Annotated in this window: 12 protein-coding genes and 1 pseudogene; 8 read left to right on the top strand and 5 right to left on the bottom strand. The window is 41.2% G+C overall.

Going from position 1 to position 17,735, the window contains the following annotated elements:
- Nucleotides 1-100: 100 nt before the first annotated feature.
- Nucleotides 101-1,300, top strand: a complete 1,200-nt coding sequence (hmpA, locus tag M1F17_RS07650) for an NO-inducible flavohemoprotein (RefSeq protein WP_004264934.1) — start codon at nucleotides 101-103, stop codon at nucleotides 1,298-1,300.
- 187 nt (nucleotides 1,301-1,487) lie between these two features.
- On the opposite strand, the gene glnB is transcribed toward hmpA, so the two are convergent.
- The 5 genes from glnB to M1F17_RS07625 all read right to left on the bottom strand — a co-directional run bounded on the left by glnB (nucleotide 1,488) and on the right by M1F17_RS07625 (nucleotide 7,156).
- Nucleotides 1,488-1,826 carry a nitrogen regulatory protein P-II gene (gene glnB, locus M1F17_RS07645; RefSeq protein WP_004912721.1) on the bottom strand — a complete coding sequence of 113 codons (339 nt, stop codon included), beginning with the start codon at nucleotides 1,824-1,826 and terminating at the stop codon, nucleotides 1,488-1,490.
- 12 nt (nucleotides 1,827-1,838) lie between these two features.
- Entirely contained in the window at nucleotides 1,839-3,461 is a 1,623-nt protein-coding gene (locus M1F17_RS07640) for an NAD+ synthase (protein WP_272674781.1), read from the bottom strand.
- An 88-nt stretch (nucleotides 3,462-3,549) separates the two neighbouring features.
- On the bottom strand, nucleotides 3,550-4,890 hold the full coding sequence (gene glrR, locus M1F17_RS07635) for a two-component system response regulator GlrR (RefSeq protein ID WP_004264938.1): 1,341 nt from the start codon (nucleotides 4,888-4,890) through the stop codon (nucleotides 3,550-3,552).
- The gene (qseG, locus tag M1F17_RS07630) at nucleotides 4,887-5,717 is read right to left on the bottom strand and encodes a two-component system QseEF-associated lipoprotein QseG (protein WP_004264939.1); all 831 of its coding nucleotides are present in this window, start codon (nucleotides 5,715-5,717) and stop codon (nucleotides 4,887-4,889) included. The genes glrR and qseG overlap by 4 nt, the downstream gene beginning before the upstream one ends.
- The gene (locus M1F17_RS07625; RefSeq protein ID WP_036959006.1) at nucleotides 5,717-7,156 is read right to left on the bottom strand and encodes a sensor histidine kinase; all 1,440 of its coding nucleotides are present in this window, start codon (nucleotides 7,154-7,156) and stop codon (nucleotides 5,717-5,719) included. Before M1F17_RS07625 ends, qseG begins: the two co-directional genes overlap by 1 nt.
- A gap of 1,336 nt (nucleotides 7,157-8,492) precedes the next feature.
- On the opposite strand from M1F17_RS07625, the gene M1F17_RS07620 reads away from it, so the two are divergent.
- The 7 genes and pseudogenes from M1F17_RS07620 to fbpC all read left to right on the top strand — a co-directional run bounded on the left by M1F17_RS07620 (nucleotide 8,493) and on the right by fbpC (nucleotide 17,653).
- Entirely contained in the window at nucleotides 8,493-9,518 is a 1,026-nt protein-coding gene (locus M1F17_RS07620; protein WP_144140266.1) for a methyltransferase, read from the top strand.
- A 158-nt stretch (nucleotides 9,519-9,676) separates the two neighbouring features.
- Nucleotides 9,677-10,303: a response regulator transcription factor gene (locus M1F17_RS07615; RefSeq protein ID WP_164565093.1), complete on the top strand. Its 627-nt coding sequence runs from the start codon at nucleotides 9,677-9,679 to the stop codon at nucleotides 10,301-10,303.
- 7 nt (nucleotides 10,304-10,310) lie between these two features.
- Nucleotides 10,311-11,837 (top strand): annotated as a pseudogene (locus M1F17_RS07610) (MASE1 domain-containing protein).
- Between the two features lie 106 nt (nucleotides 11,838-11,943).
- Nucleotides 11,944-13,269, top strand: a complete 1,326-nt coding sequence (gene uhpC / locus M1F17_RS07605; RefSeq protein ID WP_036959008.1) for an MFS transporter family glucose-6-phosphate receptor UhpC — start codon at nucleotides 11,944-11,946, stop codon at nucleotides 13,267-13,269.
- 14 nt (nucleotides 13,270-13,283) lie between these two features.
- Nucleotides 13,284-14,315 carry an ABC transporter substrate-binding protein gene (locus tag M1F17_RS07600; RefSeq protein ID WP_094961702.1) on the top strand — a complete coding sequence of 344 codons (1,032 nt, stop codon included), beginning with the start codon at nucleotides 13,284-13,286 and terminating at the stop codon, nucleotides 14,313-14,315.
- 202 nt (nucleotides 14,316-14,517) lie between these two features.
- Entirely contained in the window at nucleotides 14,518-16,596 is a 2,079-nt protein-coding gene (locus M1F17_RS07595; RefSeq protein WP_094961701.1) for an ABC transporter permease, read from the top strand.
- A 16-nt stretch (nucleotides 16,597-16,612) separates the two neighbouring features.
- On the top strand, nucleotides 16,613-17,653 hold the full coding sequence (fbpC, locus tag M1F17_RS07590) for a ferric ABC transporter ATP-binding protein (protein ID WP_036959014.1): 1,041 nt from the start codon (nucleotides 16,613-16,615) through the stop codon (nucleotides 17,651-17,653).
- Nucleotides 17,654-17,735 lie beyond the last annotated feature (82 nt).

Genomic DNA, 17,735 nt, shown 5'->3' with positions numbered 1-17,735 from the left:
AATTTATCTAACTAATCTACAAAGGAATATTTTTAGATCGCAAAATTTGCCCTTTGCCATAACTATAATGAGAACATGAAAATAATTCAGGAGCACCTGTATGCTAGATAGCCAAACCATTGCCATTGTTAAATCAACCATTCCTGCCATTGCTGAAACAGGGCCAAAACTGACCGCGCATTTTTATGATCGGATGTTTAAACAGCATCCTGAATTAAAAGATATTTTCAACATGACTCACCAAGTGAATGGGGACCAACGAGAAGCCCTTTTCAACGCTATCTGCGCATATGCTGTGCATATTGAAACTCCTGAAGCTCTTATTTCAGCTGTCGAAAAAATCGCCCAAAAACATGTAAGCTTAAATATTAAACCTGAGCACTATCCAATCGTCGGGGAAAACTTACTCGCGGCTATTGATGAACTCCTCAACCCAGGCCAAGAGGTTCTTGATGCATGGGGAAGAGCTTACGGTGTTTTAGCCGATATTTTTATTGGTAGAGAAGCTGCAATTTACCAAGAAAATGCGGATAAAAATGGAGGTTGGGAGGGCTTACGTGAGTTTAAATTAGCGCAAAAACAACCACAAAGTGATGTGATTACAAGTTTTGAATTTGTTCCTGTCGATGGGCAACCTGTCGCTGATTACCGCCCAGGCCAATATATCACTATTTATGTCAACAACCAGGGATTTGAAAACCAAGAAATCCGCCAATACTCTCTGACCACTGCACCTAATGGCCGTAGCTACCGTATTGCGGTAAAACGTGAAGAACAAGGCTCCGTTTCTAATTTCTTACATCAACAATTAAATGAAGGTGATAGTGTACTGCTCGCCCCTCCATGTGGTGATTTCTTTATTGATGTTGATGGTCAGACACCTGTTACCTTGATCTCTGCAGGCGTTGGTTTAACTCCAATGCTGAGCATGTTAAATCATCTAACAGAACAAGGTCACAACGCACAAGTTAATTGGTTCCATGCCGCTGAAAATGGTGCCGTTCATGCCTTTAGGCACGAAATTCAACAACTATTAGCAAAACAGCAAACCAGCCAATCCGCGATTTGGTTTAATCAACCAAGAGAGGAAGATCGTCTCGGGTTTGATTACCAATATGAAGGTTTAATGAATTTAGAATTGGTACGTGAATGGATTGAGCAACCGAATATGCAATTCTATTTCTGTGGCCCTGTTGGGTTTATGCAGCACGTAGGTAAGCAGCTAATTGCAATGGGTGTCGATACCAGTGCTATTCACTATGAATGTTTTGGACCACACAAGGTATTACCCCTCAATTAATTCACAAAAAACGCTCTTCTGTTTAGAAGAGCATTCTATGAAACATATTAACTGAAGAAAATGGGTTAACTAGTTAAATATTCGTAGTTTTCTAATTTAGCGGTAACGGGCTCGCATAATAAATACACAATTCTAATCCCATTCCTGTGTATTTTCCGTTACCGCATTTTCATACAAACTTAATTTATTAAATTGCTTCTTCGTCTTGCTCACCGGTTCGAATACGGATCACTCGAGCGACATCATAAACAAAGATCTTTCCATCACCAATTTTGCCAGTTTGTGCAGTTTGCATAATGGTTTCGACGCAGTTTTCAACGATGTCATCAGGTACTACAATTTCAATTTTTACCTTAGGTAAAAAATCAACCATATACTCTGCGCCACGGTAAAGTTCAGTATGCCCTTTTTGACGTCCAAAACCTTTCACTTCAGTCACTGTCATTCCAGTAATACCCACTTCTGCCAGCGCTTCACGAACATCATCAAGTTTGAATGGCTTTATAATTGCATCAATTTTTTTCATAAATAATTCCTGTTATGACCAGTTTTTACGGCCAAAACCTGAGGTGATCGGATAACGACGGTCTTTGCCAAAATTGCGCATCGTAATACGTGGCCCAACAGGCGCCTGACGACGTTTATATTCATTAATATCAACAAGGCGCACAACTTTGCGCACCACGTCTTTATCAAAACCAAGTTTGATTAGGTCATTAACTGACAAGTCTTTTTCCACATAGCCTTCTAATAATGCATCTAACACATCATAAGGTGGCAAACTGTCTTGATCTAATTGCCCTGGCGCAAGTTCTGCTGATGGCGGCCTATCAATCACGCGTTGTGGGATTGCTGGAGAGATAGTATTACGGTATTTAGCCAACTCAAAGACAAGGGTTTTAGGCACATCTTTTAACACGTCAAAACCACCCGCCATATCACCATACAATGTCGAGTAGCCAACCGCTGACTCACTTTTATTACTGGTAGTCAAAACTAAGCGACGACGTTTATTCGACATCGCCATTAAAATAACGGCTCGGCAACGCGCTTGTAAGTTTTCCTCAGTTGTATCAACCGCGGTTCCTTCAAACATAGGCGTTAACTGTGCCATAAAAGCATCAAACATCGGTTCGATAGATACGATATCGAATTCAACACCAAGCAAATCAGCTTGTTCTTTAGCGTCGTGGATACTCATCTCAGAAGTATAGCGGAATGGCATCATGACCGCTTGCACGAGCTCTTTCCCTATTGCATCAACGGCAATAGCCACTGTTAACCCTGAATCAATCCCGCCTGATAGCCCTAAAATAGCCCCATTAAAACCATTTTTATTGATGTAATCGCGAGTAGACATGACTAAAGCTTGGTATACCTGCGCCACAGGGTCATTCTCAATAAATACGCTACCTTCGCTCACCAATGCAAGTTCATCAAATTGCACTGTGATAACCTGCTCTTTAAATTCTTCCAATTTAAAGGTTTGCTTGCCTTTGTTTGCAATGATTTTTGAGCCACCATCAAACACCAATTCGTCTTGCCCGCCAACTTGATTGAGATACACAATTGGCATATGAGTGCGTTTACAATGATCGACTAATAAATCAGTTCGAATATGTTCTTTATTAATATCATAAGGAGATGCATTGATTGTCAGTAATATTTCAGCGCCAGCTCCTTTTACTGCATCAACCGGTTCGTCATACCAAATATCTTCGCAAATCAATAAGCCGAGCTGGTAACCTTTAAATTCAACAACACAGGTTTTTTCATCTGCGGTGAAATAACGAGGCTCATCAAACACGCCGTAATTTGGTAATTCTTGTTTAAAATAACGTGCATGCAATTTGCCTTGATAGAAAAAAGACAATGCATTATAGATATCATCCCCTTCATACCATGGATGACCAACAATAATTGCCGTTTCTTGGCTGGCTTTTTGCAAACGGTCGAGTTGTACTAAACAGCGGTCCTCAAAATCAGCTCGGAAAATTAAATCCTCTGGTGGGTACCCTGTCAAAGACAGCTCTGAAAACATGACAATATCTGTGTTTGGTGCTTGTTCACTCACAACTTGCAACATGCGATCGCAGTTGCCTTCGATGTCACCGACTAACCAATTAAGTTGTGCTAGTGAAATATTAAGCTTACGGCTCATAAGGTGTTTTTTCTCCCGGAGCGTGAATATGAATTGCCTTATTCCACATAATGTAATCGATAACAACCATGTGGTAAATAATTCTTATTTATTCTTTAAAATCATTGGCTTCTAAATCGTGTCGACCAAGTAATTTGTAAAATTCTGTGCGGTTTCGCCCTGCCATTCGGGCAGCTTGGGTGACATTCCCTTTTGTCATTTGTAATAACTTACGTAAATAATTCAATTCAAATTGATTACGAGCTTCAACAAATGTCGGCAAGGCCGTATTTTCACCTTGAAGTGCTTGGCTGACGAGTGCTTCACTGATAACAGGAGACGTTGTTAATGCAACACATTGTTCAATAACATTAACTAATTGACGAACATTGCCCGGCCAACTCGCTGTTATTAAGCACTTCATGGCGTCACTGGAAAAACTACGCACGAAAGGTTTATGCCGTGATGCAGATTCACGCAATAGATGATTTGCTAATAATGGAATATCTTCAGAACGTTCATTTAACGCAGGAATACGCAGATTAACCACATTTAAGCGATAGTAGAGGTCCTCACGAAACTCATTTTTTTCCATCGCTTTAGGCAAATTACGGTGAGTTGCGGAGAGAATTCGCACGTCAATATCTAAATCGCGGTTACTACCTAAAGGGCGAACTTTGCGTTCTTGCAATACTCGCAATAATTTAACCTGCAATGGCATTGGCATATCGCCAATCTCATCTAAAAATAACGTACCACCGCTGGCTGCAAAGAATAACCCTTCGCGGTTACTTACTGCGCCGGTAAAAGCCCCTTTAGCATGACCAAATAATTCAGACTCTAATAATTGTTCAGGTAATGCACCGCAGTTAATGGCAATAAACGGCTTACGTGCCCTAGGGCTGGCTTTATGAATAGCCTGAGCTAAAACTTCTTTACCTGTACCACTTTGCCCATTAATTAGCACGCTAACATCAGATTGTGCCACCATATGCGCTTGTTCTAATAGCCGAATCATTAAGGGGCTACGCGTGACTATACCAGCGCTCCACTCCTCATCGCTAATCGGTGTCGAAGAGAGCGCGAGAGCTTCATCGATTGCTTTATATAATGCGTCTTTATCTACTGGCTTAGTTAAAAAACTAAATACGCCTCGTTGTGTTGCCGCGACGGCATCAGGGATAGAACCATGAGCAGTGAGTATGATAACTGGCATGTTTGGATGGGCTTTTTGTATCTCATCGAAAAGCGCCATACCATCCATTTCATCCATGCGTAAATCGCTGATCACTAAATCTAATTTTTCTTTTTGTAAGATTTTTAGTGCTTCAGGGCCGCTTTCTGCTGTAGTGACTTTAAAACCTTCACTACTCAAGCGCATGCCTAACAGTTTAAGAAGGCTCGGGTCATCGTCAACTAGCAATAAATTTGCTGACTTACGATTCGTCATTTTTGTTCATTCTCCGATGAATTTTGCTCTACTGGAGAAGATGCGCTGCTATCAGGCTTTGGCTCTTCTGAGGAAATAGGCTTATCTCCTTCAACCCCATTCTCTACATCTTTTTCGGTTTCGTTGGTGCTTTTCTTACGAGAAGAAAGCTGGCGTTCAATATCCGTTAAATTTTCAAGCTTACGGGAGGTCGTATTCAGTTCAAAAGCCAATTTAGCATTATCTTCCTTTAGACGGTCGAGTTTTGTATCCATTTCTTGCTGTAGGCGTTTATAACGAACCCCTGCATCTGACAGATTGATAATTTGTACTTGTTGCTCACGCCATAATTGTAATAATGGACGTACCCCTGTGGGAAAATTCAAACTGTACGTATTTATGCTATCAAGCATTTTACGGCGCTCTGCAATAGACGGGTCAGCAGAATTCAACAAAATATTTTGTTGAAATGCACTCGACCAATTTGTTACGTCTATTTTACCTGCATCTTCACGTGCTTGACTGGTTTCCGTGCGATCTGCGCAGTCCATCATTCGTAACCAAAATAATGCATTTTCCCGTGCAGTTGGCTGGTCATTGTTCCAAATAGATTCACATGATGTATAACGGTAGTCTGTGACTTTAACTTCAGGCACAACAACTTGCGCCAGAGTTTCGAGTGGTGACTGACCATTTTTTACTACACATCCACTTAAAATTAGGGAAAATAAAACCGCCCCAAAATTGAGCCCTGTACGTCTCATCACATAAGGTACTCTTTGGTTATATTTACTTAACGATGCGTTACGGTAAAGTACCGCCCAAACACCTGTAGACCGATTTACCATTATTCATTCTCTGCGGTTAGAGGCAGTTCAATTCTAAAACAGACATCTGCTGATTTGTTGGGAACGAGAGAAAGTTCTCCCCCCATTTGTTTAATACAATCTTGCGCAATACTCAGCCCTAGCCCACTTCCTTTGACAGCACCTTTTCTTTGTAGTGAACCTTGATAGAACGGCTCAAAAATCATGCTTTGCTCAGACTCAGGAATTGGCGTCCCAGTATTCGCAACTTCAATCAGAAGCTTATTACCTGTTTGGCGACTAGATATCCAAATATTACCTGATTCGCCACCATAGTGCACCGCATTGGAGTAGATATTATCAATAACCCGTCCTAAAAGTGAGGGTTCGGCTAAACAGCTGTCTACTTTTAAACGCACTTCTGTTTTAATATTTTTAGCCCGTGCTGGTAAATTATGTGCTTTAACAATATCTTCAATGAGTTTTTGTAAATCAACAATTTGTGCTTCTGGTGGGTCATCGACAAGCTTACGATTATAATCAAGTAATTGCTCAATAAGTTGCTGAAGATGCTTACTGCTGTGATCAAGAATTTCTACAACTTCTTTTTGAGACACCGTTAATGGCCCTGCCACCTCATCAGCGAGTAATTCTGTTCCTTCACGCATGCTTGCAAGAGGTGTTTTTAATTCATGTGAAATATGGCGTAGAAATTCGTGGCGCTGTGATTCAAGCCATGCGAGTCGTTCACTTAACCAAATAATCCGCTGTGCGATTGTCCGTAGCTCCCTAGGGCCTTTAAAGCGTTCAATATTATTCGCAATTGTACGCCCAGTACCGAGACGGTTAATCATTCGTTCGATAGCTTTAACTGGGCCAATAATCATCCGAGTGAATAATGCCACTAGCAATGCGCTTAATAAGAATAAAATTAAGCTTTGCCAACCAAATAGTTGGCCTTTATTCGCAATCGCTTTTTGCAGCTGTTCCCCACGGCTAAAAATCACATCACGAGTTTCTTGCACTAATGAGGCATTTTCGGCAGAAAATTGTTCTAAAGCCCGTGTGATTTTTTCTGTCGGTTCATTGTTTTCACACGCAACCGTTTTAAGTACATCCAAAGTCTTAGTCAATGCAGAAGTGTCTGTCGAGGTAGGTAAGATCGTTCGCTGACGTTCAAACATTTGCTGGTAGTCTGCAAACTGTTTCTGATATTGAGTATGCAATGTAGCATCTTGCAAAACACAATATTGACGATAGCTCCGTTCCATTTCTAAGGCGAGGCTACTCATCACTTCACTACGCCGTGCGTCAAGCAACGTGGTTTTATTGATATTGGCAGCTTGGTTACTCAGTTGCTCTAGGCTTTGATATGCCTGATAGGCTAATACTAATAAAGGAAGTAATACAAGCCAGAATGCCATCACAACTAGTTGACGCAAGGAGCGAGGGAAAAAACGCCATTTACTCAATACATTCATCTCATACCCATTAAACGTATTGCAATGGTAGCAGAACTCCCTGTAATGCGAAAAGCACAATCCAAATTCTGTGTCCCATAGCGTTAAAATCAGACTAAGTGTAACAATCAAAAAGCAATGAACGTGCCAAGTTAATTGGTAAAAAATGATAATTTTCAGATAGGTATGTTCAACGCTCCGGATGTTCCTTTTTCGCATAAACGAAAGCATAAAAGAATCGATAGGTCTTACTAAATGAATTCTTTCGTCTTTTCTTTAGTTTTTTCTTTAAAAATAAAACACTAAGCTATGCCCTAAATAATTCGGATTGCAGCTAGGCGCCAAGTGAAGATATCTCTAGGAGCATACAAAAGTATGTGACTAGAGTGGCTGAACGCAGGTAACAACGCTGCGGTTCGAAGTATGACGGGCATAGGGCGGCAAGAGAAGATATCTCTATGAAACATACAAAAGTATGTGACTAGAGTAGCTGAACGCAGGTAACAACGCTGCGGTTCGAAGTATGACGGGCATAGGGCGGCAAGAGAAGATATCTCTATGAAACATACAAAAGTGTGTGATTCGGGTAGCTGAGCGCAGGTAACAACGCTGCGGTTCGAAGTATGACGGGCATAAAACAGGAAGGCGGGATGAAGTATTGACCTTCACCCCGCCAGCGATAACAACTTCTATAATGCTTTTTATATGATTATGTCTTTACATTAAAGATAATCATATAGGTGGTGCCTCACTCCACGTGTCGCCCTGTGTTTGATAAGGCCCGAAGGCGAATATCTATGCTGTTGGACGGTAGGCACCTTACTTTGGCGTCATTCTTGGTTTATGTGGTATGTACCCAACTAATTTTGGACCTACATAAGAAGTTGAATGAGCAACTGAATATTATTATGCACAAGCCGTGCCAACTTTTCAAGAAATTTTATATCTACATGATTAAAAACAAAATTTATTTTTAATCCCACTTTAGCTACTTTTTAATACACCGTACCCGCTTACTGTTTTTTCTTAAGTGTCGCTAATTTATGACACCCGATTAGCTCATTTTCAAATACCTTAAATATCAATAAGATAAATGTCGCCTTTTGGAGACACGGCTATAGTGTGTTTGTCTCTTATTTAAGACACTGTCGTTTAATCACACATTAAATATACACTTAATATAAATTAAATTAGAATAATTAATGATTTACCGTAAGGCACTAATTAAGATAGAGAGCAAGACAACAATATATAATTGATATATTTGACTTTGGTTAAATCCATCTATAATAAAAACAGCAGAGATACTTTACCAATCATTATATTTTATTGTTACTTTCTCGTTTAAGGTGTATTTATGAATAAAATGCCCTCATTACCTATGCAGGATCTTCAACCAGCTTTACATATTTTAGAGCAATCTATTGGCTATTTATACCAAGCTGCACTACGTGCCGCGGTGAAACTGCGTATTGCAGAAGCATTACAATCAGGTTCCAAAACAGCTGAAGAACTCGCCAAAGAAACGGGAGCAAATCCCCGAGAACTCACTCGATTATTACGATTATTAGCCACTAAAGATATTTTTAAGCTAACCCCTGATAACAAATTTGACCTCACACCCGCCGCACAATATTTATCTGAAAAGAATACGTTTTCATTACGGCAAGCGGTATTGATGTTTACTGACCCTTCGTTCTGGTTACCCGCAGGCGAGTTACACCGCAGCGCGTTTGAGCCCCATTTGTTTAACAGCATGTTTGGAATGAGTTTTTATGAATATTGGGATGAACGAATTACTGATAGTGATAATTTCCACGAAGGCATTTCGTCTGTAAGTAAATTAGAAAATGCATTTGTCGTAGAAAGTTATAGTTTCCCAGATAACGCTCTCGTTGCAGACATTGGCGGCGGCTGTGGTGGGTTACTTTTAGAGGTTATGAAAGCAAATTTAACATTAAAAGTCATATTATTTGATAAAGCCCAAGTATTAGAAAAACATATTTTTAATCAACTAGATGACCCCACACGTTGGAGCATCCAAGCTGGCTCATTTCTTGAAGCCTGCCCTGAAGCTGATATTTATTTACTCAAGTATATTACTCATAATTGGTCAGATACTGTTGCAATAAAGATACTTAAAACAATTAGAAAGTCGATGAGTCCTAACTCTAAGTTACTAATCATTGAAAATATTGTTACCAACGACAATCACCCCCACTTCAGTAAAAATATGGATTTAGTACAGATGGTTTTATTTGATGAAGGCCATGAACGCACAGAAACTGAGTTCAATTCACTGCTAAATCAAGCAAACTTACAATTAAAACAAATTATTTCAACACAATGTCATATTTCCATTATTGAAGCATACCCCATTTAACGTCCGCTATCCTGCTTTATACAATCAAAGCACTAAAGCAGGATAATGAAAGAAAATACCTGATGAATATCAGAATTTTAAATTATGTTAGTAGCTTATCTCTTCTCGTCTTGATATAAGATTTCCCACACCCTACTCATCAAATTGATAAAAACAATATGATAAAAATCGCATTAGTTGATGATCACGTGGTTGTGCGTTCTGGCTTCGCACAGCTATTAACACTTGAACCTGATATTTCGGTTATCGGGCAATATGCTAATGCTCAAGAAGCTTGGCCTAATTTGCTTAATTTAGATATTGATGTTGCCATCATGGATATTTCGATGCCAGATGAGAACGGCCTGCAACTTTTATCACGGTTGCGCCAAAAAAAGCCGGATTTTCGCACCATTATCTTGAGTATTTATGATACCCCCGCTTTTGTGCAAAGTGCTTTAGATGCTGGAGCCAGTGCGTATTTAACTAAACGCTGTGGCCCTGAAGAATTAGTGCAAGCGGTTCGCTCAGTACACCAAGGAGGCTGCTACCTATGCGCCGATGCCATGAGAGCGTTACGCCACTCACCCCAACAGCAGCAAAGTCTACAAGAACTCACGCCTCGGGAACGAGAAGTGTTTGATTTATTAGTTGCTGGCTTGAGTGTAAAAGTGATCGCAGAGCAACTTGAATTAAGCCATAAAACTGTGCATGTGCATCGTGCAAATATATTAGGCAAATTACAATGCGAAAACACCATCGACCTTGTTCATTACGCGTTAGAGCATAACCTAATATCAAGGTAATTTCGGCATGAATAAAAGCTTACGTTTAACACTGCAGTCCATCTTTCTATTTTTTACCTATTCTCTGTTATGGATTGGGTTGTGGATCATCGGCTTTTATTTAAGTCAAAACAGTTTTCAAGCAACTTTATTTCTTCCGCAAGGCTTGCGCCTAGCATTGATGATTATCCTGTGGCGACGTTACTGGCCAACACTACTACTCAGCGAAGGGATATTAAATTTTTGGTTATCATCAGAGCAACTGCTCTTCCAACCTGTTTTACTGTTATCTCCATTATTGAGTCTCGGTGTTGCCTTCGTCATTCAAAACATTTGGTGGCGCTATACGTTATATTGGCAACGATTACTATTATTGCTCGCAGGTGTCGCCGCAAATAGTGTATTACATGCTTTATTATTCAGTGGGTTATCATCTTATTCCATTAGCCAATTATTCCTAACAACATTCACCGGAGGAATACTACTCTCTCCTTTTGTTTACCTTATTTATGAATATCTCCACGAGCAGCACTACCAAATGCTCCTTGATTATGGAACGCCAGATAAACAATTACGAACCTCTTTAATAGTTTGGTGTTTTCTATTCTGTGTCGTTGGGTTGAGTGCCCAAGTCTTTTTTGCCCCCGAAATTGAGCGGTTAATTGTCCTACTCGTTTTTATTCCTAATGTTTTTATGGCTTATCGCTATGGTTGGCAGGGCGGCGTACTTTCTGCATTATTAGGCAGTTTAATTATTACTTTTGCACGGCAATTTCACGGTGCCTTTGTTGATTTAGAAGAGCTAGAAATGTTTCTCAGTTCCCAAGCCTTAATTGGCATCGGGCTTGGGATAGCAATTAGCCGACAAAAACAACTGGCGAGTAACCTACAGCGCTATCGACAACGCTTAGAGCAAGAGCTAAAAGCGCGACGCGACTTAATGTTACAACTCGTTCATACCGAGGAAGATATCAAAAAAGCGATTGCTCGCGAGTTGCATGATGAAATTGGGCAAAATATTACTGCCATCCAAATTCAGTCAATGCTAGTGAAAAAAACAGCGTCTGACGACATCAGCCACCAAGCAGCAAGTCAAATAAATGAACTAGCTCAGCAAATTCACCAATCTACGCGGCAATTATTACGCCAATTGCGCCCTCCCGTATTGGATGAAATGTCCCTTGAAAATGCACTTAAGCACTTAATTACTGAATTTTCTTTTCCACAGAATAATATTCAATGTCACTTTCATTATGGCTTACAAGAAACGCCGATCAATGAAACGGTTTTATTTACACTTTATCGCCTCGTCCAAGAATTACTTAACAATATCAGTAAACATGCAAAAGCCACACAAATTCACATATCTCTTAAGCAAATAGGTGACTCGATCTAGCTAGTTGTTGATGACAATGGCGTTGGCATTCCATTTAGCAAACGCACGAGTGGCTTTGGTTTACGCGGTATTGAGGAGCGAGTTCGAGCCTTAGGTGGTGACTGGACATTGACCACACAAAACGGAACACAAATAAGTGTTAACTTGCCCACATTTTGAGATAAAACATCGCAAAACTAGGAATAATTCCTAGCCCCCTAATACCTTCTCTCATCCTTTTTGTTAAAAACTTGATTACATTTTGCCTAACAAGAGAAACCGCCCTATGACAGGTAAAGACACCTTGAGTCTGGATAACACGTATCGTTTTTGGCGTCGCCGCTTAATGCTATCAATGATTATTGGTTATGCCACTTTTTACCTTACGCGAAAGAGTTTTAACTTCGTGATGCCTGTCATGCAAAACGAGCTGTTTCTCGATAAAAGCGATATTGGCTGGATAGCAACTGCATTTTATTTAACCTACGGTATTTCTAAGTTTTTATCGGGAATTTTCCACGATATCACCGGATACCGTTGGTTTATGGGTGTCGGCTTAGTGATGACAGGGCTACTAAATATTATTTTTGCCTATTGCTTATCGTTTCCGGCGTTATTAATCGTGTGGACACTAAATGGCTTTTTTCAAGGCTGGGGCTGGCCACCTTGCGCACGCATTCTAACGCACTGGTATTCACGCAATGAACGTGGGTTTTGGTGGGGGCTGTGGAATATTTCCATCAACCTAGGGGGAATGTTACTGCCTCTGCTAACGGCATTATTGGCAACCCAGTACAGCTGGCAAATGGCATTAATTGTCCCTGGCGTTATTGGGGTCATCATTGGGTTATGGCTGTGCCGCCAATTACGTGGCACACCACAAGAAGAACAGCTTCCAAGCGTGGGGCAATGGCGACAAGATGTGTTGGAGTTACGCCAAGAGCGTTTGTCCCCTCCCATGCCGATGTTAACGATTTTAAAAGATGCCATTATTTTTAACCGTATGATTTGGTTACTGGGTTTCTCCTATATTTTGGTTTATCTCATTCGCATGGCGATAAACGATTGGGGGAATTTATGGTTAACAGAGAAACATGGCACTAATTTACTCAGTGCAAATGCAACATTATCGTTATTTGAATTGGGGGGATTATTAGGTGCTCTCTGCTCTGGCTGGGGCTCTGATATCCTATTTCGCGGCCAACGAGCGCCAATGATCCTACTGTTTTCTTTGGGGCTTTGTGTCTCAGTTAGCGCCTTATGGTTAACGCCAATTCATCACTACGCTTTATTGGCTGTATGTTTCTTTGCTATCGGATTTTTTGTGTTTGGACCTCAAATGTTAATCGGCTTAGCTGCAACAGAATATTGTCATAAAAAAGCAGCTGGGGCGGTAACGGGCTATCTTGGATTGTACGCCTATTTAGGGGCGGCAATTGCGGGATGGCCACTCTCTCAAGTCATTGCACATTATGGTTGGTCAGGAATGTTTTCTTTACTGGCCAGTGCCGCGGCTTTGATGGGATTACTGCTAATGCCTCTATTGATTGCCAATGTCAGCAAGCGAGAGCATTTAGCAGGCACTGTTTCACCCTCTGATAATAAAACCTGAATAAAGGACTGAAAATGAAACTGAAAACTCTCTCTACGCTTATCGCTGCTGGTTTATCACTAGCGGCTATTTCTACCACTGCAAATGCTGCGGGCCGTTTGGTTGTTTACTGTAGCGCCACTAACGCCATGTGCGAAACTGAGACGCAAGCTTTTGCAAAGAAATACGATGTCAAAACCACCTTTGTACGTAACGGTTCTGGCAGTACTTTAGCCAAAATTGAGGCCGAAAAACGTAACCCACAAGCTGACGTGTGGTATGGCGGTACATTAGACCCTCATTCACAAGCAGGAGAAATGGATTTACTTGAGCCATACAAGTCGCCAAATCTGTCTGAAATTATGCCGCAGTTCCAAGACCCAGCAAAACGTAAAGGTAACTATTCTTCCGCAGTTTACATCGGTATTTTAGGCTTCGGTGTCAATAAAGACCGCTTAAAAGAAAAAGGTTTGCCGATCCCAACTTGCTGGAAAGATTTAACAAAACCTGAGTATAAAGGCGAAATTCAAATCGCAGACCCACAAAGTTCAGGGACAGCTTATACTGCATTAGCCACTTTCGACCAATTATGGGGAAATGAGCAAGCCTTTGATTATCTAAAAAAATTAAATGCTAACATATCACAATATACCAAGTCAGGTATTGCTCCAGCACGTAATGCGGCTCGTGGTGAGTCGGCAATTGGTATTGGCTTCTTACATGATTATTCATTAGAAGTGGAAAACGGTGCGCCGTTAGAACTCATCGCTCCTTGTGAAGGAACAGGCTATGAAATCGGCGGGATCAGTATCCTGAAAAACGCACGTAATATGGACAACGCCAAATTATTCGTTGATTTCGTCTTATCGAAAGAAGCTCAAGAGCTGAGCTGGAAAGAAGGGAAATCTTACCAAATCTTAACCAACACAACGGCAGAGTCCTCGCCTATTTCATTAAAACTCAATGAGTTGAACCTAATTAATTACGATATGGATAAATACGGTGATGCTGATGTCCGTAAAAACCTTATCAATAAATGGGTTACTGAAGTCAAAATGAGCAAATAGCATTAAGTGCGGCGTTAACTCGCCGCACTGAGCACTTACTTAACTAAAATAAAAAATTAATTTAATTAAGCTTCAAATTATGAGTGTTGTCACTAGGCGGCAAGTGACGTTATCCCTAGGAGCATACATAAGTATGTGACTAGGGTAACGGAGTGAAGCCAATACCGTGACAGCGCAAAATATGACGAGCTTAGGGGGAACTATGTCTCAAACCCTAACCTTATCGACCCCAACCAAAAAGGATAGCATATTCTTTTGGTTGCTGATTGCATGGCTAGGTTTCGCGTTACTACCTTCTTGGAGCCTAGACTATGGCGTACTTGATTCAACACAAGACGAGATCATAGCGGCTTACGGTTGGAGTAGCCTAAACATTAGTTGGCTTTGGTATTTATTACCTTCTATTTTATTTATTCGCCCGTTAACACCAGCGGATCGTTATCATAAAACACGGCATTACGTCGATATTGGCGTGGCTGTTATCACCGCCGCCGTGGTGATCTTAACCTCCTACTTTGAAGGAAAAGGGTTAGGTTACTCAGCTATTGTGCTATTTATCGCCTTGGGAATGGTGATGACATTGGCGTTAACCCGCCTTGAGTGGCTCGGTGGAGACCAGTTTGTTATTGGCTCACTGATCACCGTTGTTGCTTTAATAACCCTGTTTATTGTGTTCCCAAGTGTCGCTATTTTTATCCCAATGTTCACTGATGGAAATGGAGACTTTGCGCCATTCGCCTTTGTGGCAATTTTGACACAATCGCATATTGTCCAAGTTATTATTAACTCAGTATTTTTATCGTTAGCGGTAGGGGCTGGCTGTACTTTCTTTGGTTTGATTTTAGCTATTTATACGACACGTATTGCTAAACGCTCCGCCATCATTGGCCGTGTTTTTTCTATTTTGCCTATCGTCACTCCCCCATTTGTCGTCGGTCTAGGGGTCACATTGATGATGGGGCGTTCAGGGTATATTACCGAATTCCTTGCTACTTATATGGGCCTTGAAAATACCAACTGGCTATATGGCTTTACGGGAATTTGGTTAGCGCAAGTGCTAGCATTCACCCCGATGTCATTCATGATTTTAGATGGTGCGATTAAAACCATTCACCCATCTTTAGAAGAAGCGTCTTATACATTGCGTGCCAACCGTTACCAAACTTTCTTTAATGTATTTATGCCATTACTGAAACCTGCTTTGGCAAACGCATTTTTAATCGTCATAGTGCAATCATTGGCTGACTTTAGTAACCCATTAGTTTTAGGTGGTAACTTCGACGTACTCGCGACGCAAATTTACTTCTATATCACTGGGTCGCAGTTAGATTATCAAGCCGCCAGTACCTTGGGTGCGTCACTACTAGTGTTCTCACTTTTAGTCTTCTGCGTTCAGTATATGTGGATAGGCAAACGCTCCTATGTCACTGTGTCCGGGAAATCTTACCGTGGTGATGTTCAGCCGTTACCAACATCGTTAATTGCCACTGTAACAGCCTTCTTAGCTATTTGGGTTGCATTTAACATATTGTTATACGGTAGCATTTTCTACGGTAGCTTTACCGTGAACTGGGGTGTTGATTACACCTTAACCTTAGATAATTTTATTAAATTATTTGGTCAGGGTATGAGTGATGGTGCATGGCCGTCACTGTTAGATACGCTTCTGTATGCAGGTATTGCGGCACCTATTACCGCGATCCTTGGTTTACTAATTGCCTATATCGTAGTTCGCCAAGACTTCCGTGGTAAAAAGACCATCGAATTCACGACGATGTTGTGTTTTGCTGTTCCAGGTACCGTGGCAGGTGTGTCATACATTTTAGCCTTTAACGATTCACCGTTTTATTTAACGGGAACGGCTGCCATCGTAATTATTTCAATGACCATGCGTAACGTCCCTGTGGGTATCCGTGCTGGTATTGCAGGTTTAGGGCAAATTGATAAATCATTGGATGAAGCGTCACTCAGCTTACGAGCGGGTTCAATGCGTACCATCTTCTTTATCCTGTTACCCTTGTTGCGCCCAGCCATTTTATCGGCGCTGATTTATAGCTTTGTCCGTGCGATCACCACTGTCAGTGCGATTGTATTCTTGGTTACTCCAGATACTCGCGTCGCAACGGCTTATATTTTGAACCGTGTTGAAGACGGTGAATATGGCGTTGCCATTGCCTATGGCTCAATCCTGATTGTCGTAATGTTGGCAATTATTTTCTTATTTGACTATTTGATTGGCGAAGCCCGTGTTTCACGTTCCAAAGCCAAAAATGCACAGTAATCATGGAGTAACTGACATGACACAACATCATTTTGTTGAACTAAAAAATGTGACTAAACGCTTTGGCAACAATACCGTCATCGATGATTTAAGTCTTTCAATTCCGCAAGGTAGCATGGTGACCCTACTCGGCCCATCAGGCTGCGGTAAAACCACCGTATTGCGTTTAGTGGCTGGCTTAGAAAAACCGACTGAAGGCCGTATGTTTATTGACGGTGAAGATGTGACAGACCGTTCCATTCAACAACGCGATATCTGTATGGTTTTCCAATCTTACGCCCTGTTCCCGCATATGTCCTTGGGGGACAACGTGGGTTATGGCTTAAAAATGTTAGGATTACCCAAAGCCGAAATAAAAAAACGAGTTGACGAGGCATTAGAATTAGTTGATTTAGCTGGTTTTGCTGACCGCTTTGTCGACCAAATTTCTGGGGGACAACAGCAACGAGTTGCCTTAGCTCGCGCATTGATCCTTAAGCCAAAAGTGCTGTTGTTCGATGAGCCATTAAGTAACTTGGATGCAAATTTACGTCGTAGCATGCGTGAAAAAATCCGTGAGTTACAGCAGCAGTTTAATATCACCTCTTTGTATGTTACCCATGACCAAAGCGAGGCCTTTGCGGTTTCGGATATGGTGTTGGTCATGAATAAAGGGAAAATCATGCAACTCGGCTCACCGCAAGAGCTCTACCGCCAGCCAGCGTCAAAATTTATGGCCAGCTTTATGGGGGATGCCAATATTTTCCCTGCGACACTCAGTGCGGATTCCGTGGATATTTTCAATTATCGCTTACCACGCCCAGAACAGTTTGTTACTGATAAAACCGCGGTAACTGTGGGGGTTCGTCCCGAAGCTATCACGCTGAGTTTACAAGGTGAAGACAGCCAACGCTGTACAGTGACTCATGTTGCTTATATGGGGCCTCAATATGAAGTCACTGTTGATTGGCATGGCCAATCAATGTTGCTGCAAATTAATGCCACTCAATTACAACCCTCTGTCGGGGAAAACCTCTATTTGCAGATCCACCCATACGGCATGTTTATTCTTGAGTAATATCTCACTCTTTGAATAATACAAAATGTCATTAGGTAACAAGGGAAACTTGCATTGTGAATAGCACATTCTCCCTTCACCC

Origin of the sequence: Providencia sp. PROV073 (assembly GCF_033688125.1) — a bacterium.
GTDB classification, from domain to species: Bacteria; Pseudomonadota; Gammaproteobacteria; order Enterobacterales; family Enterobacteriaceae; genus Providencia; species Providencia hangzhouensis.
Note: the sequence above shows the minus strand (reverse complement) of the source record. Positions and strands in the feature narration are given on the sequence as shown.